Annotated in this window: 20 protein-coding genes; 12 read left to right on the top strand and 8 right to left on the bottom strand. The window is 48.7% G+C overall.

The genetic code is table 11. The annotated features are described in order from the left end of the window. Positions 1 to 183 precede the first annotated feature (183 nt). Both ACYVAM_RS14690 and prmA read right to left on the bottom strand, forming a co-directional pair. Positions 184 to 5,280, bottom strand: a complete 5,097-nt coding sequence (locus tag ACYVAM_RS14690; RefSeq protein ID WP_461068188.1) for a hypothetical protein — start codon at positions 5,278 to 5,280, stop codon at positions 184 to 186. Positions 5,281 to 5,329: 49 nt separating this feature from the next. Next, positions 5,330 to 6,160: a 50S ribosomal protein L11 methyltransferase gene (gene prmA / locus ACYVAM_RS14695; protein ID WP_461068190.1), complete on the bottom strand. Its 831-nt coding sequence runs from the start codon at positions 6,158 to 6,160 to the stop codon at positions 5,330 to 5,332. 169 nt (positions 6,161 to 6,329) lie between these two features. Here prmA and ACYVAM_RS14700 point away from each other — a divergent pair, with 169 nt between their 5' ends. Next, positions 6,330 to 7,130, top strand: a complete 801-nt coding sequence (locus tag ACYVAM_RS14700) for a cysteine hydrolase family protein (RefSeq protein ID WP_461068192.1) — start codon at positions 6,330 to 6,332, stop codon at positions 7,128 to 7,130. A gap of 50 nt (positions 7,131 to 7,180) precedes the next feature. After that, on the top strand, positions 7,181 to 7,810 hold the full coding sequence (locus tag ACYVAM_RS14705) for an LON peptidase substrate-binding domain-containing protein (RefSeq protein WP_461068194.1): 630 nt from the start codon (positions 7,181 to 7,183) through the stop codon (positions 7,808 to 7,810). Between the two features lie 55 nt (positions 7,811 to 7,865). Here ACYVAM_RS14705 and ACYVAM_RS14710 read toward each other — a convergent pair whose 3' ends face one another. Beyond that, entirely contained in the window at positions 7,866 to 9,017 is a 1,152-nt protein-coding gene (locus ACYVAM_RS14710; RefSeq protein WP_461068196.1) for an AI-2E family transporter, read from the bottom strand. A 297-nt stretch (positions 9,018 to 9,314) separates the two neighbouring features. On the opposite strand from ACYVAM_RS14710, the gene ACYVAM_RS14715 reads away from it, so the two are divergent. Both ACYVAM_RS14715 and ACYVAM_RS14720 read left to right on the top strand, forming a co-directional pair. After that, the gene (locus tag ACYVAM_RS14715; protein WP_046578271.1) at positions 9,315 to 10,022 is read left to right on the top strand and encodes a response regulator transcription factor; all 708 of its coding nucleotides are present in this window, start codon (positions 9,315 to 9,317) and stop codon (positions 10,020 to 10,022) included. A gap of 106 nt (positions 10,023 to 10,128) precedes the next feature. Continuing rightward, on the top strand, positions 10,129 to 11,163 hold the full coding sequence (locus ACYVAM_RS14720; protein ID WP_461068198.1) for a sensor histidine kinase: 1,035 nt from the start codon (positions 10,129 to 10,131) through the stop codon (positions 11,161 to 11,163). A gap of 49 nt (positions 11,164 to 11,212) precedes the next feature. Here the strand turns inward: ACYVAM_RS14720 and ACYVAM_RS14725 are convergent, their stop codons facing one another. Further along, positions 11,213 to 12,499, bottom strand: a complete 1,287-nt coding sequence (locus tag ACYVAM_RS14725) for a pepsin/retropepsin-like aspartic protease family protein (protein ID WP_461068200.1) — start codon at positions 12,497 to 12,499, stop codon at positions 11,213 to 11,215. A 236-nt stretch (positions 12,500 to 12,735) separates the two neighbouring features. Between ACYVAM_RS14725 and tpiA the strand changes: the two genes are divergently transcribed. After that, positions 12,736 to 13,500 (top strand): triose-phosphate isomerase, encoded by a 765-nt coding sequence (gene tpiA / locus ACYVAM_RS14730; protein WP_461068202.1) that lies wholly within the window; start codon positions 12,736 to 12,738, stop codon positions 13,498 to 13,500. Positions 13,501 to 13,575: 75 nt separating this feature from the next. Further along, positions 13,576 to 14,085, top strand: a complete 510-nt coding sequence (locus ACYVAM_RS14735; RefSeq protein WP_461068204.1) for a cupin domain-containing protein — start codon at positions 13,576 to 13,578, stop codon at positions 14,083 to 14,085. 81 nt (positions 14,086 to 14,166) lie between these two features. Here ACYVAM_RS14735 and ACYVAM_RS14740 read toward each other — a convergent pair whose 3' ends face one another. The 3 genes from ACYVAM_RS14740 to ACYVAM_RS14750 form a co-directional block, all read right to left on the bottom strand. Beyond that, the gene (locus tag ACYVAM_RS14740) at positions 14,167 to 15,222 is read right to left on the bottom strand and encodes a hypothetical protein (protein ID WP_461068206.1); all 1,056 of its coding nucleotides are present in this window, start codon (positions 15,220 to 15,222) and stop codon (positions 14,167 to 14,169) included. Continuing rightward, positions 15,206 to 15,829 (bottom strand): hypothetical protein, encoded by a 624-nt coding sequence (locus tag ACYVAM_RS14745; protein WP_461068208.1) that lies wholly within the window; start codon positions 15,827 to 15,829, stop codon positions 15,206 to 15,208. The genes ACYVAM_RS14740 and ACYVAM_RS14745 overlap by 17 nt, the downstream gene beginning before the upstream one ends. Positions 15,830 to 15,907: 78 nt before the next feature. Next, positions 15,908 to 16,480: an RNA polymerase sigma factor gene (locus ACYVAM_RS14750; RefSeq protein WP_461068210.1), complete on the bottom strand. Its 573-nt coding sequence runs from the start codon at positions 16,478 to 16,480 to the stop codon at positions 15,908 to 15,910. A 159-nt stretch (positions 16,481 to 16,639) separates the two neighbouring features. Between ACYVAM_RS14750 and ACYVAM_RS14755 the strand changes: the two genes are divergently transcribed. From ACYVAM_RS14755 to ACYVAM_RS14775, 5 genes are all read left to right on the top strand, one after another. Further along, on the top strand, positions 16,640 to 17,083 hold the full coding sequence (locus tag ACYVAM_RS14755) for a hypothetical protein (RefSeq protein WP_461068212.1): 444 nt from the start codon (positions 16,640 to 16,642) through the stop codon (positions 17,081 to 17,083). Positions 17,084 to 17,162: 79 nt separating this feature from the next. Continuing rightward, positions 17,163 to 19,454, top strand: coding sequence for an ATP-dependent helicase (locus ACYVAM_RS14760; RefSeq protein ID WP_461068214.1), 2,292 nt, complete (start codon positions 17,163 to 17,165; stop codon positions 19,452 to 19,454). A gap of 75 nt (positions 19,455 to 19,529) precedes the next feature. Continuing rightward, positions 19,530 to 21,167, top strand: coding sequence for an OmpA family protein (locus tag ACYVAM_RS14765; RefSeq protein ID WP_461068216.1), 1,638 nt, complete (start codon positions 19,530 to 19,532; stop codon positions 21,165 to 21,167). Positions 21,168 to 21,261: 94 nt separating this feature from the next. Then, on the top strand, positions 21,262 to 22,116 hold the full coding sequence (locus ACYVAM_RS14770) for a transglutaminase domain-containing protein (RefSeq protein WP_461068218.1): 855 nt from the start codon (positions 21,262 to 21,264) through the stop codon (positions 22,114 to 22,116). A 13-nt stretch (positions 22,117 to 22,129) separates the two neighbouring features. Further along, positions 22,130 to 22,570 carry a hypothetical protein gene (locus tag ACYVAM_RS14775; protein WP_461068220.1) on the top strand — a complete coding sequence of 147 codons (441 nt, stop codon included), beginning with the start codon at positions 22,130 to 22,132 and terminating at the stop codon, positions 22,568 to 22,570. A 110-nt stretch (positions 22,571 to 22,680) separates the two neighbouring features. On the opposite strand, the gene ACYVAM_RS14780 is transcribed toward ACYVAM_RS14775, so the two are convergent. Then, a complete protein-coding gene (locus ACYVAM_RS14780; protein ID WP_461068222.1) occupies positions 22,681 to 23,616 on the bottom strand; it encodes a hypothetical protein in 936 nt (311 codons plus the stop codon). A gap of 381 nt (positions 23,617 to 23,997) precedes the next feature. Here ACYVAM_RS14780 and ACYVAM_RS14785 point away from each other — a divergent pair, with 381 nt between their 5' ends. Further along, complete coding sequence (locus ACYVAM_RS14785) at positions 23,998 to 24,822, top strand: Fpg/Nei family DNA glycosylase (protein WP_461068224.1); 825 nt, start codon at positions 23,998 to 24,000, stop codon at positions 24,820 to 24,822.

Genomic DNA, 24,822 nt, shown 5'->3' on the forward strand with positions numbered 1-24,822 from the left:
GTTGACAAATAAACAGAGAATCTGCTAAAAAAAGAGCCTTTTCCGAGTCCCGTGTGTATTATTACGACGCCAGGAGGCATCTTCGGGTAATATAAATCACCCCATTTGAAGATTCCCTCTGGCTTCGGAATAACAGAATAAACCTTCCAATCTGACCGAAAAGGGGTCAACCTGATTTAACCGTTAAAACCCTTCTTTCTCGGCTTCTTTGTCTTTTTTCTTCTCGTCTTTCTTTTTCTCCTCCTTCACCACTTTTTGGCCCGGCTGTGGCTTAGGCTTGGGAGCCGCTTTGGCTTTCGTCTTATACTGGTCCAGATAACGATCCACAAAAAGAGCTTTCTCATCCGCCGTGGCCGCAACGACGTCAAGCGTGGCTTTTGACGAGTTCTTTGAACCAGCCAACAACCGGTCATTGATCTCCTGCTCTGAAGTTACAATGGCTAATTGCCCAAGCGCCGTTGGCGTGCTGCCCGGTTTGTAATCATAGAATACCCACACATCCGGCGATGCTTCCAGGTAAATGCTCGCTTCATCGCCGTTGGCCCCTTTCCGAATTTCGATAAAACCATCCATCTGAGCGTTTATGTCCGTCGCCATCATGTTCGAGACGCCTAACCGACCCGTGCTGTAGAACGCATTGTATTTCGTAGACCAGCGCAGGTTGGCATTTGCCAGCACCAGCATGGCGTTCAGTTTCGGGGATGCCTGATTGAGCGGTGCGTGCTGATTTTGAGCCTTGACCCGGTAGGCATCCACCGCCTGCTGCCCAATTAGCGGCAGTAGTTTATCCGATAATCGGTTCAGGTCATCGTCGGCAGCTTCGTCATTTTTCTCTTCCAGATTCGCTTTGACTAGTTTATCCGAAATGAGCCCATTAATTGGATCCGGTACGGGAAAAGCAAACGCCAGCAACGTATTGAACCGATACTGGCTACTATCTATGTTCACCCGCGCTGATCCGGATGCCAGCAAGTACTCATGTGGAGCAGCATTCAGCAGGTTTAACTTACCCTTAAACGTCATAAGACCACGAGCATCGTTGAACGTGAACGCGTTTTCAACCTCTTCCTCAACAACCGCAACGGCGATATCGGTTTTTGTACTGTCGGCTTTCGTGCTATCCGTTTTGACCGGGCTAGTCTTAACGCTATCCACCGTAGTAGTAGCCGCAGCCACGGGTTCTCCAGCAGCGAGATCACTGCCTTTCGACGCGATCCGGTACACCTTATCCTTTTCGTCATACCGCATAATGCCCGTTGCCGTAAACAGGTCGTCGTCTTTCGAATCTTCTTTTGGCGACAAGAACGTTGGATAAAGACCCGCGCCACCCAGCCGGAAATGGATACCCGCCACCAACGGTTGCCCACCTTCGTTCTTTAAGTTCTTATCAACTTTTACTTCCAGCCGTTCCTCCACCTTTTCCTTGAACGGAATCCAGCCACCCACCAGATCCTGCCGCTTTTTCAAGGCTGGTTTAATGAAGCCGTCCATAGCCAGGTCGGGGGCGGGAGCCTGCATGGTAATGGCCCCTTTAAAGAGCATTTTCGGCGCCAGTTGCAGGTTATCGTCCTCATCCACCTCGGCACGGGCAACGGTAAAATACGTCGTAGTTGCTGCCGTTTTGCTACTACTCCGGCGGCTTTTAGGGGTTTTCTTTGTATCGGCCGTCAGGGTTGCCGGTGCCACAGCGGGGGCTTCTTTTAGCTCGAAACTGCCCATTTTAATACTGGCCGTGTCACCTTTAGCCGTTGCAAACTGATACGTTGCATCACCCGCAAAACGCGTGCGGGACAGAATCTGAATGTTTCCGTTTTTCAGACGGTGAAACAGACTGATCGTATCCAGTTCCAGCCGGGCGTTTTTCAGCGGTAACATCTCCCCATTTCGACGGATCGTTAACTGGCCTTTCTCGGGGTAAATTCGGGCATCGGCGGAGGTAACATAGGGCACACCGCTGATGTTGAGCACGCGTTTTTCCACATCGTACAAGGCAGCCGATCCGTTGAAGGTCAGCTTTTCCTGTTCATCGGCCGTAGCGGTGAACGTTGATGTTTTTACGTCGCCCTTCATGGCAATCGTCTTCGCATTTATGTTCCATACCGCCCGGTTAATACTGGTTTTGTAGGCCGCAAACGGAAACTCCATGCTGGCGCTTATTGTATCGTCCAGGCTTTCCTTTTTATTGATAACCAAGCCGACAATTCCTTTCGTCTGGTTGAAATCGACGTCGATGCCATTGCCCAGCAGAATGGGTTTGCCGATTTGGGTGCCTGGCGTTTCTTTATCCGAGATTATTTTGAACTGGGCATTTGTGGCAATAAACCCTTCCTTGTTGAACTTGATACTACCCGAAATAGCTTCGGAATCTTTCCGTCGTAAGGTTCCGTTGCCAAACAAGCCCGATGAGCGGAGCGCCAATCCACCTTCGAGGTTGGTCGTAGCATTATAAAAATTGAAGTTGTTTTTCTGCGTCGTGATGACCATGCTATCCGCTTTGGGCCACCATTTTAAACTGTAGTTATTCAGCTGAACCTGCGGGAAATAGCCTTTCCCGATCACACCTTCTTTAATTTCGCCTTTCTCTCCCGAAGCCAGCAGCGAATCAGTCATGAACAGAATACCCTTGGTGTTGAGGCTGGCGGTCAGGTGATTCAGAATGCCCTCCGCCCGAAGTCCACTCTTATCCATGGTCAACTCGCCGGTGAATTTAACCGTCGAGGGCGCAGCGCCTTTTTTACTACTGTACACCGGGTAGCCCGTTGCCGGTGCTTTGTGCACGAAACCAAGGGTATTGTCGGGCATTGTTTTTAGCTCGGCTTTGAAAGGCGGGAAAATACCATCGGAGTAGAACGTGCCGATGAACGAGATATCCCCTTTTCCCAGACTGTCGTTGTCAATGGCCGGAATCTTGAAGTAGACTTTCTGATTGTAAAGAATATTTCCCCGAACAGGTTGGTTAAAATAAACCGTCATTCCCTCGGGCATCACCAGGCGCTGGGTGGTTTTCTTACCCGCAATCCGCCCCGACTTGTTGTCGGCACTACCCAGGTAAACCGTTCCAGGATTCTCGTATTTAATGTCGCCCCCAATTTCACCTTCTTTGCCCTGGGCCGCCAGTTTCGGCGACGAGAAAGTGATCGAGTCAATTTTGTTCATGGTCATGCCAAACTTGTCGTAATCGAATTTAAGATCACGGCCTGCGTAGCGGAGGTTTCCCGCTTTCAGTTGACCATTTAGCGTAAAGGCCCGGCCTTTCCCCACCCGCAGGGTTTTGTCGGATGGGAAACCGACTATTTTTAATGAATCAGACAAAACAAATCGCTCAACGCCCCGAATCGTCAGTAGTTTATCGTCGAGGTTGATGGTCGCATTTTTGATGCTGTCGTTTGAGGCAAACAGCGACTGTACCTGGAAGTTGTCGTAATCCCGTTTTTGGGTGTAGGCTAAAACGTAGAGGTACCCTTTCCGGCTCAATCGCATCAGAGAGGTATTTGGGTCTCGGTCAATATACCCTTCCAGCACCATGCGGTTGAGCGCTCCCCGTAACGATTTTGAATTGACATTTTTCGCGAACTGGACAATATCGTCGTCCAGGAAGGTCTGCTGTTTTTTGGTCGAGATGTAGTTCGCGACGATTTGCAGCGGGTGGAACCCATAATCAACCGTCAGGTCGGCATAGCGTTGGGGTTGAAAGTAGTCGTATGATTCGAAACGAACAGGTACTTCACGCTTGGCACCCACCTGATAGAAATCGACTTTCCGACGGGGCAAATCCCAGCGCACCACTTCGGGCATAATGTAAAACTTGTGATACGAATCGGCATAGGGCACCCGGGCATAATCCGTTCGTTGTTCGCGGTCGAGCCAGGCAATCCGCTGGTTCTTGTCATAGCGAAACATCACTGATGGATGCGAAATCGAATCCGTATCGACATAACCCACAAAGGCAGCAGACGCAGCCGAAATCATGGATCGCGCACTGGCCCCGGTCGTTTTGATGGGTTCAGGTGTCGTATTAAAACCCGACTGCGCCAACCCGGCCTGGGTCGAGTCAGGGCGAACCGCCCCCGAACTGGTGCTGACAAACTTTGTTGTGTCACTCAAGCCAAACTCAAACCGGCGACTGCTCGCCTTAAAGGCCGGTTTGCCGTTGTATTTCACAATGATTTGAGCAGGTTGCCCGCTAGCTGACGCACCCACCATCTGCGTGCCCGACAAAGCCAAACCACCCCGATACTCCAGATCAGGGCCCAGATCGGGCAGTTTCACATCGTTTTGCCACGACATGAAGCGCGGATAGGTTACAGGCCCGCCTTTCTTCTTACTGACATATTCGAAAACGCCTTTTACGGGCTTGCTTGTGCCATACGCCAGGGTCACATCGTCGGCCTGAAGCCGGGGAGTCATAACCGGCATCGCGTAGTCGCTTAAGGTAACGAAAATATCGGGTCGGCCGGCCGTCTCCCAGGTAAACTTCCCTCCCTGTCCAACTAAAATGCCCTCTTTAAGCATCAGATTACCGCTAGTATTAGCCAGAACGGCAGAATCGCCATTGGCCCTGATGGCCAGCGAAACGTCTTTCAGGCTGAGTACCACCCCGACGACGGCGGGCATTGGCCGACGCTGCGGAATGTATTGAGGGCCAAGCTGACGGGGCTGTGTCGAGTCGGTTGAAGCAGGTGTATCCCAACCATCAAACCGAGAGCGCTCAATGGCTGCTTTAACGGCTGCGATTGAGTCGGCGGGTGTTTGAACAGCTCCCGGCTGCACGGGTTGCAGGCCGTCTACATACCGAAACTGGTAGGTACCGCCCAGTGCGTAGAGCTTATTGTAGGTACTGGCATACAGTTCGCGCCGTTCCATAAACCGCCGGGCCGTTTCCAGACTGCGAGCAAACACCTTAGGATCATTGGCGTCAAAGAGCTTTTCGGCGATTGTTAAAATACCGTCAACGGTAGCCGGTCCGGCCTGCGGGGCATTGGCGGCCTGGTAAAGTGCTTCATAAAACGGCACAAAATGAGTAGCCGCCGGAAGCCGCTTCTGGTTCATTTTCCGGCTGAGTGCCATCACACGCTCCTGTTGCGGTGCCGACAACTTACTTTCCGACCAGAGCGACTGTAGATCTGTCCCGGCCCGAACGGCTGCGGGTCCACCCGTAGCCATCAACTTTTGCACCTCGGCCATAAACTGATCCGGTTTATCGGAAAGCCGCACCGCCTGACCCAAGGCGGTGGTTAAGGTGAGGAGCGTTATGATCAGGCTGTACTGTATGCGATTCATATCTAGTCGATAGCGGGCAGGAAATACGTTCGTTTGCTCCGTGTTCCTGTCAGAGTTTGTAAAATGATAAAGACGTCCATTGGTTTGTTGTCAGCCGATTAGCCATGACCAATCCAGCCGCAACAGCTTTCTGTTCAATATCAGCGGCATCGTGGTCATAGAAGCCACTGACTACCAGATGCCCGTTTTCGGTTAGCAACTTGGTATAGGTAGCAATTTCGGCCAGCAATACGTTTCGGTTAATGTTGGCTAGTATAATCTCATACCGGCTGGTCGGATCAACATCGGCAATTGTACCCATGAATACCCCAACTTGCGGACAGTCGTTCAGTTCGGCATTTTCGCGGGCGTTTTCAACGGCCCATTCCTCAATATCGAACGCCAGCACTTTTTCAGCCCCCATCTTCGCGGCCAAAACCGCCAGAATACCGGTTCCGCTGCCCACGTCGAGAACTGTTTTACCCGAAAAATCCAGACTAAGCTGCTGCTCCATCATCATGGCTGTCGTTTCGTGGTGGCCCGTTCCGAACGACATCTTCGGGTTAATAACAATGTCGTAACGAAACCGGGCATCCGACTCATGGAAGGACGCCCGGACTCGGACCTGGTCGGCAACTTCTATCGGCTCATAATCCCTCTCCCATTCGGCATTCCAGTTCCGTTTTTCTAACGAATTGACTTCATAGGCTATTGCTGTCTGCGCAGCGTATTTAGCAATCAATTCCTGTAGGGCCTGCTCATTGAAATCAGGCTCGATAATATAAGCGTTCAGTCCCTCATCGGTTTCTACAAATGACTCATAACCAAGCTCAGCCAGCTCGGCCGTCAGGATGTCGGTGTAATCAGGCGACAGGCGCAATTGAAGTTCATTATAGTTCATACATCAAAGTAACGAAAAAGGGGCAAGCGCGGGTTAATTGACTGAGAAAGCCGACCGGAGTTTCGCTTATTTCTAACTATTCCCCTTTACTTTCACCGGTGGATTTGCAATTTTGGCACCGAATAACCTACCCACGTTTCTTGTTGGGTAAAACTGAGCAGCGGAGTTTATGAAGAATGCTTTTCTGATAATCGATACACAATTTGATTTCTGCCATCCAGACGGCGCCTTGTTTGTGCCGGGGGCCGAGCAGGATGTTGAGCGTATGGCGGGGCTGATTCGGAAACACGCTCACCTGATTGACCATATCGTGGTTACGCTGGATACGCATCATGTGCTGGACATTGCCCACCCACTCTTCTGGCATGATGCTGATGGGAAACACCCGGCCCCATTTACTCCGATTACGGCCGCCGATGTGGATACTGGACACTGGAAACCCCGTTTTTCGGCAGATAAAGCTCGTGAATACATCCATGCCCTTGAAGCTGATGGTCAGTTTACGCATTTTATCTGGCCCGAACATTGTTTGATTGGCTCTCGCGGTGCATCCCTGCACGATACCCTGCTTGATGCGCTAAAGGGCTGGTCCCGGCAACGGGATCTCGATTATTTGGCCGTACAAAAAGGGTTGTATCCGCTGACCGAACATTTTGGCATTTTTAGGGCCCAGGTACCCGATCCGGCCGTTCCCGAAACGCAACTCAACACAGATCTTATTGCCGATTTAGCCCGTTTCGATAGCGTTTACCTGATGGGCGAGGCCAAGTCGCACTGCGTAGCCAACAGCCTTAAGCAACTTCTGGATGTGGCCCCCGAACTGGTGGCGAAAATCGTTGTTGTGACCGACTGCATGTCGGATGTGACAGGTCTAGGTCATCTGGCCGAGCCAATTTATGCCGATGCACGAGCCAGACAGGTGCGTTTTGTGGAGTCTGACCGTATTTTTTCGGATCACCTATCGCTTTAGAGATTGCAAAAGAGACTATTTTTCGCAAAAACCTGTATCTTTTCAGCTCTATGGAAAAGACGCTTTCGCTGTTCCCGCTTAATCTGATCGTTTATCCCGGCGAGGATTTGAATCTGCATATTTTCGAACCACGCTACCGCCAGCTCATCGACGAATGTCTGGAGGAAGAAAAGACCTTTGGCATACCCGCTTTTTTGAATAACAAATTACCCGGCTATGGTACTGAAATGCATGTGACAACGCTGCATAAACGCTATCCAGATGGCCGGATGGATATTAAATCGAAAGGACTGGGGGTTTTCAGACTGGTGAATTTCGAAAATCCCTTGTCTGGCAAGCTCTATGCAGGTGGCGAAGTCGAATTAATCGAGTCAGGAGATAGTTTCAGTGCCCATTCTTCGGCCCTGATCGAGCGGTTGGAGCGCCTTTATGAACTGCTGCAGATTGAAACCGATTACGGCCCTTCGACCGAAAACCTCTCCTATCGGGTAGCCCACAAAGTTGGCCTATCCATTGAACAGGAGTATGAGCTTTTGACTCTCGAAACCGAAGCCGAACGCCAGCTTTTCCTGATTCAGCACCTTAACAAGGTATTGCCGGTGGTATCGGATATGGAACGGACTAAACAACGCATTCGGATGAACGGGCATTTTAAAAATCTTGATCCGCTGAATTTTTAAAGAGCGATAGAGTGAATGAGTGAAAGAGCGGTTCAACAGGAGGCTCATTCACTCTTTAATTCTTCTCTTCGACTTTACCGACTTTTTTGGCTCGTTTGGGTAGTTGTTCGGCAAGTTCCTGGAAGTTTTTAATGGGTGGACGTGGTTTCTCAGCTTCGCCGATAAGAAACCCGTAGGGTTTAAGCGCTTCGACCGAGTCGAATACAACCTTTATAATTGCCGTCATGGGTAAGGCTAACACAAGCCCAGGCAGGCCCCAAACGTTTTCCCATAAGATCAGGACAACGATGGCCGCCAGTGGGTTGATACTGACTTTCGAACCGACGATATATGGGGTGATAAAATTTCCTTCGAGGGTCTGCACAAACAAAAAAACCCCAATAACACCCAACGCTTTAATTGGGTTGTCCTGCGTGACGAGCGTATAGGCGGCTGGCAGCAATGACCCCATCGAGATACCAAAATAAGGAATAAGCACCAGACAGGCCCCGAAGAAACCAAAAAACACCGCGTAATCAACGCCAAGAATAAGTAACCCGACCGTCATGAGGGTACCAATAATAAGAATGACCAGCACCAGACCCGCCAGGTAATCTTTCACTACCTCATAAATCCGACTCATTACGTCATCAATTTTCGACCGGCGGGTATCTTCGAATACTTTGTAGAAAAAAGACCGAAAGAAGTCGCGGTAAAGCAGGAAAAAGAAAGCAAATAGTAGAATCAGGAAAAGATTCGTGATAATGCTGGTAGTAGCCAGTAAGGTTGTTGTGAGAATAGTGCCTCCCTCAGCCAGGGCCTGATTCAGATACTTTTGAATCTCCGACACCTGCCGTTGCCGATCAATATTGAGCTTTTCATCCGCAAAAGTTCGCAAGCTGTTTATATAGGCGGTACCCTTTTCAATAAACTTTGGAACCACTTCCGAAAAGTTACTGATCTGAACCGAAATACCCCAGAACAAGGCGGTCAAAACGCCCAGCGTCAACACCAGACACAAAACAATGGCCAGTACTCTGGGCACACGCCAGTTTTCGAGCCGGTTAGCCAGCGGAAATAGTAAAACAGCAAATAAAATGGCAAAAACCAATGGAATCAACAACCCTTGCAATACATGCAGACCGTAAACAATAACGACAAGAGAGAGCAGCACGCAGATTAATTTTGCGTAGGCAGGGAGTTCAATTTCCCGAGAGCGAATATTCATAATATAAGTAGAGACAAGCGCAAATTATAGACGTTATTTTTGGTAATTTTGGTTTGTGGGCTGATGTAACCAACCCACAAATTTCGTATTTATTCACGACAATAGCCGTCTCATACCAGGAATAACAAACTCATTTTCACGTAGTGATCGGCAAAAATATACCGTTCGGAGGTGTTAAGTTTTTGTTAAGTATGCATTCCTGATTCGTAACGTTGTAGATAAGCCACGTAACTTCGGGCTACCGATCATTCGGTAACCTTTTACCAAGGTAAACCATTCTTATCAAACCAGTTCCGTATGAGTGCTGCCAAGGCTGCTCAACCTCTGCACCGCGTTTTAGTCGTTGACGACGACGCCGATATTGTGGAGATGCTCGAATACAATCTAGACAAGGAGGGCTATGACGTCCGTACCGCAACTGACGGCCGAAAAGCCGTTGAAATTGCCAAGACGTATATGCCCGAATTAGTTCTGCTCGATATTATGATGCCTCATATGGACGGCATCGAAGCCGGACGGCAGCTGCGTAATATACCCGAATTGCGCCAGACGTTCATCCTTTATTTGACCGCCCGCTCGGAAGAATACTCCGAAGTGGCAGCTTTCGACGTGGGTGCCGACGACTACATTACCAAGCCCATCAAGCCCCGCGCCCTGATGAGCCGTATTAACGCCCTATTCCGGCGCGAAGCGCAGAAAGCAGACCCCGGCGAACAGATTGCCATTGCCGATCTGCTGATCAACCGTAAAAACTATTCTGTAAGTCAGAATGACAAGTCGGTGATTTTACCGAAGAAGGAGTTTGAACTACTATTCTTTCTGGCTCAGCACCCGAACAAAGTTTGCAGTCGGGAGGAGTTGCTCCAAAAAATCTGGGGTGCCGACATTTATGTTCTCGAACGCACGGTAGATGTTCACATCCGTAAGCTCCGCGAAAAAATCGGCGATACCCACATTCGTACCCTGAAGGGCGTTGGGTATATGTTTACCGACCAGCCCGAATAAATGAAGTTTATGGTTTCCGGTTTGTCGTTTATGGTTGGCTAGCGCACGAGTAATTACGTCTTGGCCAACCGTAAACGACAAACCGGAAACTACTTAACTTTACCCTATGTCCCTAAGTCCCCGCTTAATTGCGCTTTTACTGGCCTGCCTGATTTCGGCGTTAACACTGGCGTTTCTGACGTTTGTGGAAGGCGTTACCAGCACCATGCTCTTTGTGGTGGGTATCTCATCGTTTGTTATCTCTTTTTTTCTGGTTTTCTACGCGATTGAACTTCTCGTCTTTCGGGAGGTAAATAAGATGTATAAAACCATTCATAAACTGAAAATTCGCGACTTTAATATCTCTCGAAAGTCAATTATCAAGAATACGAATCCATTCAAGAAGCTGAACGATGAGATTTTTGTCTATGTCGCCCGGAAGCAAAAGGAAATTGACGAACTAAAGCGGTTGGAACTCTTCCGGCGGGAGTTTCTGGCTGATGTGTCGCACGAGCTGAAGACGCCGATCTTTGCCGCTCAGGGTTTTATTCATACCCTGATCGACGGGGCCGTGGATGATGAGAAGGTGCGGGACAAATTCCTGGCGAAAGCTGCCAGAAGCCTCGACGGCCTCGATGCGCTGGTTAAAGACCTGGTCGCTCTTTCGCAGCTGGAAACGGGAGAAGTGCGCATGAACTTCGAACGGGTTGACCTGACGCATGTTACGCAGGATATCTTTGAACAACTAGAGAAAATTGCGCATGCAAAAAATACGTCGCTCCAGCTAAAAAGCTCTCATGCCGGACCCGTTTGGGTAAAAGCCGATGCGCAACGTATCACACAGGTGATGACGAACCTGATTGAAAACGCAGTAAAATACGGCAATGAAAATGGCCGCGTGCAGGTCAATTTCGAAGATGATAAAAAATCTATACTCGTATCCATTCGCGATGATGGGCCCGGTATTCCACCTGAACATTTGAGCCGCATCTTTGAACGCTTTTACCGGGTTGAAAAAAGCCGCTCCAAAGATCGGGGTGGAACAGGCCTTGGTCTGGCGATCGTCAAACATATTCTGAACGCCCACAAAGCCAAGATTTCAGTGATGAGCAAAGTAGATCGGGGCACTACGTTCCGATTTAAACTAGAACGCATGGATTGACTTAGTGTAATGCAATGGTGCGGCCTTCCGACATCCTGTCCGCATTCCGTCAAATCAATCGTTTAAGCACAAAACTCGTGATAATAATCTGGCCATTACGCCGAACCAGAATCGACACTTCTTTTCCTTCCCCCTTCTGAAGTATTTTATAGATATCACTAACGGTCAATTCATTAGCCGAGTTACTATTGACAAACAACACTTCGTCGCCCTCTACTAAACCAGCCAGATCGGCGGGGGAACCAGCCACGACTTTATCGACGTAATAATTACGAAATTGTTCACCTTTGGCTCGTAGTTCCATGCCACTCATGTCATGCTCAAACGTTTCTTTCAGGAGCCGTTTAATGGGCTTCATGACGATATAACGATCCGGATAATTGAACGTGACATTAAAACGGCGGAGCAACTCACAGCCTACGTTTCCCTGCCGCTCGGGCATATCGACCAATTTCATGCCAAATCCGAGACTATCCGGAAACGACGCCAGGATGTTATCCAGCTCGTAGCGCCCAAACCGGACTTTCTGAATACGCCCCATCACTCCATTGATGACGCCGTTAAGCCCCCGTCCCAACTGGGCCCGAATACTTTTGACGGGCATTGGCATTGAGGCCGAACTCCGCGATCGATCAAGTAGCAGCGCATGCCCGGCACCTGTATCCAGCACAACCCGAAGCGGCAGACTCTTTTCCCCATCAAATACGGATAGCGCATCCGTATAGGCTTTTGTATCCTGAATGGTAATCGGATACCGGTCGCCTTTACGCTTCTTATAACTGTATTTTTCGGGTTTCATCAACGTAATTTCGCGCCGTTGGAAATCTACGTTTACAACGAAGTTCGCAAAGACTTCATAGCCAAAAATGCCATGAACGGGTGTCCCTACATACTCCGATAACCGTAAAATGTCTTCATCCAGAATAACCAGATTATGGTGTGCTGCCCGTAGGCCGCCCATCATCAATGTGTTGTCGATAGCGATAGACGCAGTCAGGCTTCCCCCCTCTCCCGCCCCACTGATTTTAACCTTGCGTGTCAGGGTAAGCGGTTTTTTACGAAAAGCGCTGGGATCGGTAATAATGGTATTGCTAACGCCCGTATCCAGAATAAACTTAAGGGTATCCGATCCATTGATACTAACCGGCACAATGATCAGGTTCGAATGGAGCTGAAACGGAATCCGCGTCCAGGAACGATTATCAGCAATAAAAAAGCCATAACGCTCCTTATCAGGTGTACGATCCTTTGCCTTGGCGGCTCGGCGCTCTTGATCATCTCCCCAGGCAACGGCACAGATGCCTAATAGCCCGATTATCAATGCCAGCGTTTTCATACAGTAGATTTGTTACATTAAAATTACTCATTTTTTTATCCGAATAACACAATAACCATAAAGTTAGTTTATGCTTTCTTCAGATAGCGGTTTATACTTATTGATAGGTAATCAAAATTTAGTGTCTGTTGGGCAAGGTGTTCGACTGAAAAGCCCTAATTTCGCCCAAAAATACCTGTGAAGTAATAGTACACTTGGGTTTAAGAATCTGATTTTGACCTCATTATTAATTATCTATGCGTAAGAAAATCGTTGCCGGCAACTGGAAAATGAATAAGACATCCGAAGAAGCGAAAGCATTGCTATCGGAAGTAATCAACATGGTGAAAGATGAGGTCACGGGCGATGTGGAAGTCGTTTTATGTCCTCCGTCTTTATACCTGGCTACTGCACGGCAATACGTACCAGTTGGCGGCAAAATTGCACTGGGTGCACAAAACTGCCACGAGAAAGCATCCGGAGCCTACACTGGCGAGATTTCGGCGCCTATGCTTCAATCCATTGGTGTTGAGTATGTTATCATCGGCCACAGCGAACGCCGGCAATATTTCAACGAAACGAACGCACAACTGGCTGAGAAAGTAAACGTAGCTCTTGAGAATGGCCTGAAGCCTATCTTCTGCTGCGGTGAATCTCGCGATCTGCGCGAAAACGGCGATTTCATCGGTTTCGTAAAAGACCAGATCACCGAAAGTCTGTTTCACCTTTCGGCCGATTCGTTTGCCAACATTGTTATTGCCTACGAACCGATCTGGGCGATTGGCACTGGCCTGACGGCTTCATCGGCGCAGGCGCAGGATATGCACTTCGAATTGCGCCAGCACATCGCCAGCCAATATGGTGATTCTGTAGCCCAGGACACAACAATTTTGTACGGTGGCAGCGCCAACGCGCAGAATGCCGAAGAACTCTTCGCGCGGCCCGACGTAGATGGCGGGCTCATTGGCGGAGCTTCCCTCAAATCCCGCGATTTCCTGACCGTAGTGAAAGCTGCGCAGTAAACTATAATGTTGAATGATCGAGTGATTGAATAAAGACCCTTATTTATTCAATCACTCGATCATTCAAAACTAATCATGACCGCTGCTTATTACGTCGACAAGTTTGCCATGCAGCCGCACCCTGAGGGTGGTTACTTTGCCGAAACATACCGAGCTGCCGAGCTGATTCCGAAAATAGGGTTGCCGGATCGGTTCGATGGGGCACGTTCGTTTGGCACCGCGATTTATTTCCTGCTCGAAAGTCATCACATTTCAGCCCTTCACCGGATTGCGTCCGACGAAATCTGGCATTTCTACGCTGGCGGTGCGCTCGAGATTTTTGTCATCACGCCAGCCGGTGAATTAACCATTATTCGGCTGGGTAACAACCCGGAACAGGGCGAGGTATTTCAGGCGGTTGTGCCAGCGGGCTGCTGGTTTGGCTCAAAGCCAGCGCTGGGCACCGACTTTTCGTTGGTCGGCTGCACCGTAGCACCCGGCTTCGACTTTACGGATTTCGAGATAGCTAGTCAGGCGAAGCTCCTGCGCGCGTATCCACAACATAAAGCGGTAATCGAGAAGTTATCTGAACCGGAACTCAGGTGATTTTTTGATCAACTACGATTTTACCAGTCAGTTTTCAGCTAAAGCAAAATCAGAAGAATCACCTAAATACGGGTTGAGAAATTACCTGAAACTCACATTCCCGAATTTCGATACGACGCGTACTTTGGTGCCGGAGCCGCTTCCGACTTTGCCAATATATTGCTTGGTGAGTCGTGGGCCGCGGTGATTATCATTGTCACTCGGCTGCGAAGTAAAGTGCATGGTTGAGCCTGATCCGTAGTTAAAATTGCCATAACTTACGGTTACGTCGAAGTCGCAGTCGTTATCGTTGTCGAGCGGTAAGCCAATAGACGAATAAGCGGCCTGAATGCTCAAATTTTCGGCTGTTTTGGGCAATTGATCTATTCGGAATCCACTCGAAAACTCGATTTTGATCTTTCCGGATTCGCGTAGTGTACCAATTTTGGCCCCCGAATAATTGATATCGGCGTCCAGTTTTCCTACGTTACCAATGCTCATTTTACCAAATTTATTGGTCAATACCAGCACATTGGCCCGGGAAAGTTCGAGATCGCCATACGCCATGTCCACCTTTCCTTGCCCAAAGTTGCCGATATCGGCTTTGCCATAGGCTACATCAATATCGTTCTGACGACTGGTCAGGTCATCGGCACTGAAGTTACCGTATCGGCTATAGACCGTTAAGGGAGCCTGAAACGCCGGGATGTTCGTGTTGCCAAACTTGTTTCGCACGCTTAACGCATTCTGTCGGGGCATCATTACTTCGTAATTGATTTTAACAAAATTGCGCTCCCCACCGTCTTTCCACTTCCCAAAGCTCCAGTTGGAGACGGTGTTCTGGCTAAAGTTCGTACGAACCATGATTTGATTGCCCGTACGTTTTTCTTCAATTGAGACCGCATCCAGGAATTTCTGAACACGTTCGTCGGAATCAGAATTGGCAATGATCGTAATCTGAACACGGATTTCACTTTTGTCCCACAAGCCAACCGATACTTGGCCGAACTGGTTGTCGATCAATAAATTATCGCTACTGTTCACATCGAACAATTTGATAATGGTCTTCTTTTTTTCAATTGTGCTAAGTCCTACTTGCTCTTCGGCCCAGGTAAGCATTGGTAGCAGGCACAACAATAGACTACACAGGATTTTCATGAGTTTGTTGTTTAATGCGCTGAATAACGCGCAGCTGTTCATTGAGCAGGTTAATCTGGAGTTGCAAATTCTGTATCATGGCCTGAATGAGCATTTCCTGATTCGGGTTTTGAGGCAAATCGGCTTTTAACGATTTATATGACTTTTCGAGCCGCACAAGGTCGGTCGCAAATTCCTGATAGAGCGCCGGATTATCTTCCGTCATCTGTTTCAGTTCAGCCCGCTTATCATCAATCAATCGAGTGTATTGTACGACTTCTTTGGCGTACATGGGGCTGGCGGCTACCACATCGGGTTGGTGCGTAACGCCATACTGTTGATTCATGTACATAAAAGCACCAGCCAGCAGAAGTACAGCAATGGATGCCGCCACGCGCCAATCGAGCGAAGGCCAGCCAATCTGCCGCCCGCCTGCCCGCGATCCTTTCCCATCGGCTGATAGAGTCTGGTCGGAGGTTTTATGAATCTGGGTAAACGGCGATTCCCGGTTCGTTTGCTGTTTATCCAGCCCATTTTCTAGTCGTTGCCACAAATTGTTGGGTGGCTCCTTGTCGTCAAAGGCTTCGCGGTTATCACGGACGAAGCGTTCAAGATTATCTTTTTTCATCTTTATGGTGTCGAATCTGTTGATTCGTCGTTCGTATTTGTTAGTTGTACTCTTCTTTTGCTGTCCTTCACACAGAACTTACAACAATTCCAGTAATCGTTTTTTGCCCCGTAAATATTGTGTCCGCGATGTGGTTTCACTTATGTTGAGGACATTACCGATTTCTTCATGATCATAGCCTTCAAATAAGTATAATGACAATACTACTCGGTAGCCCTCTGGTAGTTGCTGCATGGCCTGCTTAACGCGCTCAACCTCCAGTTGGGTAGTTTCTTCGTCATAAGGCTCCGTATCGGCATAGTCGAGGCCGTCATCTTCACCCAGCCGGTGCGACTCAATATCCACCAGCTCTAATCGTCTACTACGCAGGTGGTTGATGGCCCGGTGCACAACAATCTGTTTTAACCACGCGCCAAAGGTACTTTGCCCCCGAAACGAATTAATATGACTGAAGGCATCCACGAAAGCCTCCTGTAGCACATCTTCGGCCTCAGCTTCGTGGTTTACAATTCGCAGACAAACGTTATACATTGCCTTAACGTATTGTTGATACAAGTCATACTGCGCTCGTCGCTCACCCTGTTGGCAGCGTTTGACGAGGTCGGCATGACGGTCCGGGTATGACGGCCCCACGTTTCGGTTCGATTCCAACAGGTTCAGCGTCTTCGGTAATTTAGTTTGTTAACGACAGAAAGAAACGGGAAAATTGAGAACGTTGCACAATAATTGAGAAATTTTAAACGTTTTCGCCAGTTCTCTGCTTACGCGCTGTTTTTCTGTAACTTAGAGAGACAAATTCGTCTAATGGCCATGTATGAGCAAAACTATAATTCGCCTTTTCTGGTGCAGGAAGACGATGGCACCAATTCACCTCTCGACCACCAGCGGGTAATCAGTAAATTGACGGTCGGCTTAGGCATTTTATTCTACCGTGAGAGGGCTATTTTGCTGGAACCGTTGCCAGAAACTCCCTTGGGTGAGGGACCCGGCCATCAAGTACCCGACGTACTATTGTTCGATAATGAAGCGCAGTTAACCCGAATTATTATAGAAGTAGCACAACCCAGAACGTCTGGTCATGACTTAAAGAAAATTATCCGATTAATTGAAGAGGATGATTACGGCATTCTTGAAGGCTTTGTTTACAATTATAAGAGCCGCGAGTGGTTCCGTTACCGCAAAGGCGATGGTGGAGTCGCCACGCCTTCGTCGGTATCCGATCTGATGGGCGTTGATATGGGGCCGATGGTCTGAGTATTGGTCGTCTTCCTGACGGCCCCGACAAAATTTTTTCTTACTTTTACTTGTTATAGAAGGAAGAGAAATGAGCGGAATGGTTGATTATATTTCTGGATTAAATGACCCTCAGCGGGAGGCCGTTATGCACGGCAGCGGCCCGCTAATGATTATAGCCGGGGCCGGTTCGGGGAAAACCCGCGTACTGACTTACCGGATTGCCCACCTGATTGAAACCGGAGTTGACCCGTTCCGTATTCTGTCGCTGACGTTTACCAACAAAGCGGCTGGCGAAATGCGGAGTCGTATCGAGAAAGTTGTCGGTACGGAAGCCCGTAACATCTGGATGGGTACCTTTCACTCGGTGTTTGCCAAGATTTTACGGATCGAAGCCAAGGCTATTGGCTATACAAGCAACTTTTCGATCTACGACACCGACGACTCCAAGTCGCTGCTGCGTAGTATCGTTAAAGAAATGGGGCTCGATGATAAAGTATATCGTGTTAACAGTGTTTTTAGCCGTATTTCCGGTGCGAAAAACCGGCTCATCGGCCCGGAAGATTACCTGAACAATGCGGTTATTCTGGCGGATGACGAGGCAGCCCGAATGCCCCATATTGGCCGGATTTACAAACAGTATGCGGTACGTTGCTTTGCAGCCAATGCCATGGACTTCGATGATCTGCTGTTCAATACGAACGTGCTGTTCCGCGATCATCTGGATATTCTGAACAAATACCAGCACAAGTTTCAGCACGTAATGGTCGATGAGTTTCAGGATACGAACGTCTCTCAGTACCTCATCACCCGCAAACTGGCCGCTGTTCACCAGAACATCTGTATCGTGGGCGACGATGCGCAAAGCATTTACGCGTTCCGGGGGGCTAACATCGAAAACATCCTCAACTTCCAGCGTGATTACGGCAAAGAAAACGTCAAGATCGTTAAGCTGGAGCAGAATTACCGGTCTACCAAAACGATTGTTCAGGCAGCTAACTCCATTATTTCCCGGAACAAAAATCAGCTAGAAAAACACGTTTTCACCGACAATGAAGACGGTACGCTGATTGATGTTATTAAAGCCTCATCCGACAATGAAGAAGGTCGGCTGGTAGCTTCGTCCATCTTTGAAGCGAAAATGAACGGTTCGCTGGTCAATAACGACTTTGCCATTCTCTACCGAACCAACGCACAGTCGCGGGCTTTTGAAGAAGCCTTACGCAAGGTGAGCATCAAGTATCGCATCATTGGCGGCCTGTCGTTCTACCAGCGGAAAGAAATCAAGGATTTGATCGCGTACCTGCGCTTTACGGTCAACCAACAGGACGAAGAAGCGTTCAAGCGGATCATTAACTTACCCAAACGAGGCATTGGCGATACGACCATTGCCAAGCTTAGCGTGATTGCGGCCGAAAAACAGGACTCGATCTGGGAGATTGTTGCCGAGATATCAAAGCATGTGGCCGGTCGGTCGGCGATTGCCATTGAAGCGTTTGCCGATCTGATCAAGAGCTTCAAACTCCTGCTCGATCAGAAAGATGCGTTCGAAGTAGCTTCGCACATTGCCAAAGCGTCGGGCCTACTCAAAGAGCTGTACGACGATAAGACCGTTGAAGGTCTGGCTCGTTACGAGAACGTACAGGAATTGCTGAACGCGATCAAGGAATTTGTCGATAACCCCGACAATGAAGAAAAGAGCCTGAGCGCGTTCCTACAGTCGGTATCGCTGCTTACCACAGCCGACGAAAAAGAAGACGACGGCGACAACGACAAGGTGACTCTGATGACCATCCACGCAGCAAAGGGCCTGGAATTCAAGAATGTACACATTGTTGGCCTGGAGGAAGACCTGTTTCCAAGTCAGATGATGCTCGAAAGCCGCAACGACCTGGAAGAAGAACGGCGCCTTTTTTACGTAGCCGTCACGCGTGCCGAAAAGCGCCTGACGATGTCGTATGCCGAAACGCGCTACCATTATGGTCGTCTGAAGATGTGCGAACCCAGCCGCTTTTTGATGGAAATGGACCAGCAATACCTGAAGATGGCCAAACAGCGATCGGCCCCCAGCCGGATGGATTTTGACCGTCCGGAACGGGATCGGAGCGAAAGCACATCAACCGGCTCGATGAGCTTCGTTCGGTCGCTGGCGCAGAAAACAGCTCGTTCGCAAGCGCCACAGCCGCTGGTATCGCATACACCTTCGGCCGATTTTGCGCCAAGCAGCACAGCCGAGCTGGCGGCTGGCCAGCGCGTTGAGCACGCCAAGTTTGGTTTTGGCACGGTTAAAGCTGTAGATGTAAATGGAACTGAACGAAAAGCGACGATTGCTTTTGAGAACGCAGGCGAAAAAGTCCTGCTCCTCAGCTTTGCAAAGTTGCGGGTGGTGTAACAAAATCGGTTTCATACAAAACCCACTCACACCAACGTTCTTTCTATAAGCACCTTACTGTTCCTTGTTAGATCCATGAATGTTTCCGGCACTTTTGTAGCCTGTTTTTTACTGCATATCTCGTTGCTTACAAACGGGCAACCCAAGGGAGACTCGACCCAGACGGCTAGTGCAAACCCAGGGGTTGAAAACCTGGGTAATCAGGTCAACTCGGAATATAACGAGATTAATCCGATGATTTCACCGGATGGGAAGACGCTCTACTTTGCCCGGATCAGCCACCCTAATAATACACACGGTACAAAAGGCAGTCAGGATATCTGGTATTCGGAATTCGATCCTGCCAGTGGTAGGTGGGGCCCCGCCCGACGGATGGGTTTCCCTCTCAACAAAGACGAATACAATTGCGCGTATAGCATCACGCCTGATGGCAACAGTATGCTCATAAAAGGGCAATACAACAACGGAACCTACGAAACCAGGGGTTTTTCGCTGAGTAAGAAAACCCCTGGCGGCTGGTCGCCACCGCAGAAAATAGACATTCCTAACTATGTCAACATGAGTAAAGGCCAGTTTGACTGTGGCTTTATGTCAGCGGATGGGAAGGTGCTACTGATGGCATTCAGCGAGAAGAAAAACAGCAAGGAAGACGACATCTATGTTAGTTTCCGGCAGAAAGATGGGTCATGGACCAAGCCAATGGACCTTGGCGATGAGGTCAATACGAAATTTACCGAAACAACGCCTTTTTTGGCCCCTGATGGTGCTACGCTGTATTTCTCCAGCAATCGGGAGGGCGGATTGGGTAGCAACGACATCTATGTCTGCAAACGCGTAGACAAAACATGGAAACACTGGTCGAAGCCGGTTAACCTCGGGCCAAAGGTCAATACCGATGGGTACGATGCGTATTACACGCTTAGTGCCTCGGGCGATTATGCGTATCTGACCACGTTCAAAAACACGCTGGGGAAGGGCGACATTGTTCGGGTGAAGCTCAGCGATAGTCAGCCCGATAACCAACCCGGCAAATTGGGTGGCGGTGGCGATGATGTGGCTGGTAAAACGGAAGCTCCTCGCCCAGACCCTGTTGCACTTATTAGTGGCAAGGTTATCAATCAAACCACGGGGAAACCGGTGGAGGCTCGCATTATCTATCAAACCTTGCCTGATGGTGCCGAAGTGGGCGAAGCTACCTCCGACCCCATTACGGGTGAGTATAAAATCGTGTTGCCATATGGGCAGAAATATTCCATGCGGGCTATCGCGAAAGATTTCATTGCCGAAGGTGATAACATTGACCTGACACAAGCCAAAGGGTTTCAGGAGATTACGGGTAAACAACTGAACATGATCCCTTTGGTAAGCGGAAGCGTTGTGCGATTGAACAACATCTTTTTCGACACGGGTAAATCTGAACTTCGGCCGGAGTCAGGACCCGAACTCGACCGGCTTGTCACGACCCTGAATGAGAGCCCGAAAATGGTTATTGAAGTGCGTGGGCATACGGATAACACGGGTTCCAACGAAATAAACGCCAAACTTTCGCAGGATCGGGCCGATTCTGTCCGTGAGTATTTCATCAGCAAAGGTATTGAACCCGACCGGATAGCCAGTAAAGGCTTTGGCGAATCAAAACCCATTGCCCCCAATGACACAGACGATGGACGCCAGAAAAATAGGCGTGTGGAGTTTGTGATTGTCAGGAAGTGAGTAAATAAAGAGTCTCAATTTACTAACTATCAGCGTTAACGTGTGTTAATCTATATGTTAAACGAACTCCCCATTATTCTTACTGCTATTAGAGATGCAACTCAATGCTGGCTGTGAATTATCCTTTTTTGCCGAAACGCCAACTCCACTTATCTTAATGCTTCGCCCCCGATCCGGTGCGGGTCAGTGGATCATGCGGGAGGAATACCAAATCACCCCCGCTGTCAATATCACTGAGTTTACCGACATGTATGGGAACCTCTGCCAACGGGTAGTAGCTCCAGAAGGCCCATTTTCGATTCATTTCTCGGCCACTGTACAAACAGCCGACCTCATCGACACGGCTCCCGGTGCGCCCTATACGCCAGTGGAAGAACTCCCCGACGATGTGCTGCATTATACGCTTCCAAGTCGGTATTGCCAGTCGGATCAGTTAGGCGATCTGGCCGCCCAGATAACAGAAAACGTGGAATCAGGCTACGACCAGGCGGAAGCAATCCGTAAATGGATCAATGAAACGATAACGTACCAGTATGGAACCAGTAATGCCAGTACATCGGCAGTTGATACGGCCGCCAGCCGGATTGGCGTTTGTCGGGACTTTACGCATCTGGGCATATCACTTTGCCGGGCGCTGAATATTCCGGCCCGCATGGTTGTTGGTTATTTATATCAGCTCGATCCGATGGATCTTCATGCCTGGTTCGAAGCGTATGTAGACGGGCGCTGGTTTACGTTCGATGCCACCCAAGCAAAACCCATGGGCAATCGTATTACGGTAGCCTATGGCCGCGATGCGGCTGATGTAGCCTTCACAACTCAATTTGGTCAAATGACATTGAATGAGATGAAAGTCTGGGTTGAGGCTGTTAATTTAGAGCCAGCGGAGACCGAAAAAAAAGTGAGTGAGACTCCAACCCTTTCAAACTCAGTTGGGTCTCCCAATTAAATAGGTAATAACTATGAAAAAACGACTGCTTTTCTGCGCTTTGCTAGGAACGCTGACTGCCTGCCAGCACGAGGGTGATATTCAACCCAATGCAACCTCGTTGGCCAGTGAAGTAGTCGGCACCTACCGGACTAACTTCTATCTTGATCCTTCCTGTGTTGCCATTTCGGCCGGGCAAATGCCCTATGCTGAATTAAAAGCTCAATCTGACAGCACTGTTACATTGGTTTACACCAAGCTTTCTCCGGTTAAAACCAGCCGTTTAATTGAGAATGTCAGCCTGAGCCGTCAGGCTAACGGTGTTCAATTACGGATTGCCAATTCGAACATTGGTACTTTACAGACAGATCGGGTTTTTACCGACAACGGCATGGAAAAGCAAGGCAAGCTGCTGCGGATCAATTTACAGAGCGACCCACAGGAGACTCTCTACTTCGCTGGTGTAAGGCAATAGATACACCTTGTTATTTTCGGCTCAAAATGCCCATCTGTTATAGAGTTAAGCAAATAAAAAAGCGCGATACCGTTGGGTACCGCGCTTTTTTATTGAGATCGATGCTTGTTCTAACGAACCGCAAACTCGCCCGAACCAATCCGGAAACCTTCCGAATAGAGCTCTACTGTGTATTTGCCGGGTTTATAGGGAATACCACGGGTATACAGCAGCTCAACATTTTGGCCATTGCTGGTGTAGTTCACCGTTTGCTTTGTGGTATAAATGGTTTCGTTACCGTCTACAGAGAACGTACCCGATCCATTCGCCATGTCAGATACAACAGCGCCCGATGGGTCAAGTACCCGAACGAATACGTCTTTAGGCTCTTCTTTGGTCAGCGGGTTGTCAAGCAGTGTATAAACCAGTTTAATTTTGTCTAACCGTTTAGCTTTATAAGAGTCGTCTTCCTTTACTTTGCCCTTGGCGTTCACAGCAAACACTTTCACGTTTTGTGCTTTCAAGGCAGCAGCCCGTGTAACTTTAGTAGAAAGCTCCTGATTTTGAGAAACAACTGTCGTTACTGAATCCGTCAGGCGTTGCCGCTCTGTTTTCAGACCTGTATTCTCTTCATCCAGTACTTTAACATTCGACGCCAGGGTTACGTTTTCACGCTGTAGATTAGCAATGAGCGTGTCTTTTTCGACCAGAAACGCTTCGTATTGCTTGATTTTAGCGTCGTATTTAGCGATAGAGATTCGGTTTCCTTTCCGCAAAGAAGCTTTATCCTGCTCCAGTTGCACTTTCATTTTTTCCAGCTCCGAAACGTCGCCACCCAACTTTTGTACTTCAGCAATCTTAGCATCCAAAGCGGTCGAAATCGAATCCAGTTTGACGCGGGTTGTCGACAATTCTTCTACCCGCTCAGAGATGGTCACCTCTTGATTTTCAGAGACTTTCTTCTGATCGAAGTACAGGTAACTCGACACGCCAGCCAGGCCAGTCATAATAATGAGAGCTGCCAGAAGGGCCCCGTTTGTTTTGGACTTTTGCGAATTATTTTCCATTGAAAATTTTCAGTTTAACAATTGAACATGCACAAACTTGTAAAAAAAGCCGCTTTCGCGGTTGTGTAGAGGTTGTTACATCTGAGGTTTTTTAGTGAATGCGCAAATAACAATCGGTACTAAAAGCAAGGGCTAAGCCTGAATAGGTTTGTAATGGAACGTCGCCCTGGTCAACCTATTGCCTTCCTACAACGTATAGCCCTCTAAAAATGTTTTTAATCTAACTCCTAATTATGCCAAAAATGACTTCTGACTGTCAGACAAATACACCGCAAAATAAATACTTTTTTTTAACAATGCTAAACTCTCCACTTGGATTGGCGAATAAATAGTGAAAAACAACTTCTGTGAACCAATGGTTGTTTCGCAAACTCACAACCAATGCCGGAGCTGCCAGAAGTTGAAATCAGACGCCAGTACCTCGAAACATCATCACTTTTTCAGCCGATAAGCCATATTGATGTTGAAGACAAAAAGCTGTTAACAACTGATTTATCAATACTACAAAACGCACTGATCGGCAGGCAGTTTACGGCTACACAACGTGTGGGCAAGAACCTGTTTGTTTTGACCGATGCACCCGACACAATCGTACACATGCATTTCGGTATGACGGGTGATCTGGAATATTACCACGCTTCGCTGGAACGACCCCGCTTTGCCCGCATCGTTTTTGAGTTTACCAATGGCTTCAATCTTGGCTTTCTCTGTCCTCGTAAATTTGAGCGTATCGGCTTGATAGACGACATACCTACGTTTTTAATGCGCAAAAAGATTGGAGAAGACGGTCTTGCTATCTCCCCAGAAACCCTGGCCAATCGGGTACGACGTAAAAAAGCCCTTATTAAACCCGTTCTACTTGATCAAAGTGTAGTAGCCGGATTAGGCAACTGGATTGTCGACGAAGTGCTTTTTCAAGCCTTTATACACCCCGAACAACGGGCGGATACTCTCACGGATGCGCAAATGAGCGCGCTTCACGCAGCCATCCTGCTTGTTCTTGAAACGGCAATCCGCTACGAAGCTACTTACCGGGATTTTCCGAATAGCTTTCTGATCCACGTTCGGGAATGGGACAATTCCCCCTACGACGATGTAGAAGCGCACAAGTTCTGTCCCCGCTGCCATACCCGTATAGAACGCTCCGTCGTGGGCGGTCGAACAACCTTTTTCTGTCCGAACGAACAACGCCTTATACAGCATTAA

It is taken from the genome of Spirosoma horti (genome assembly GCF_054776595.1).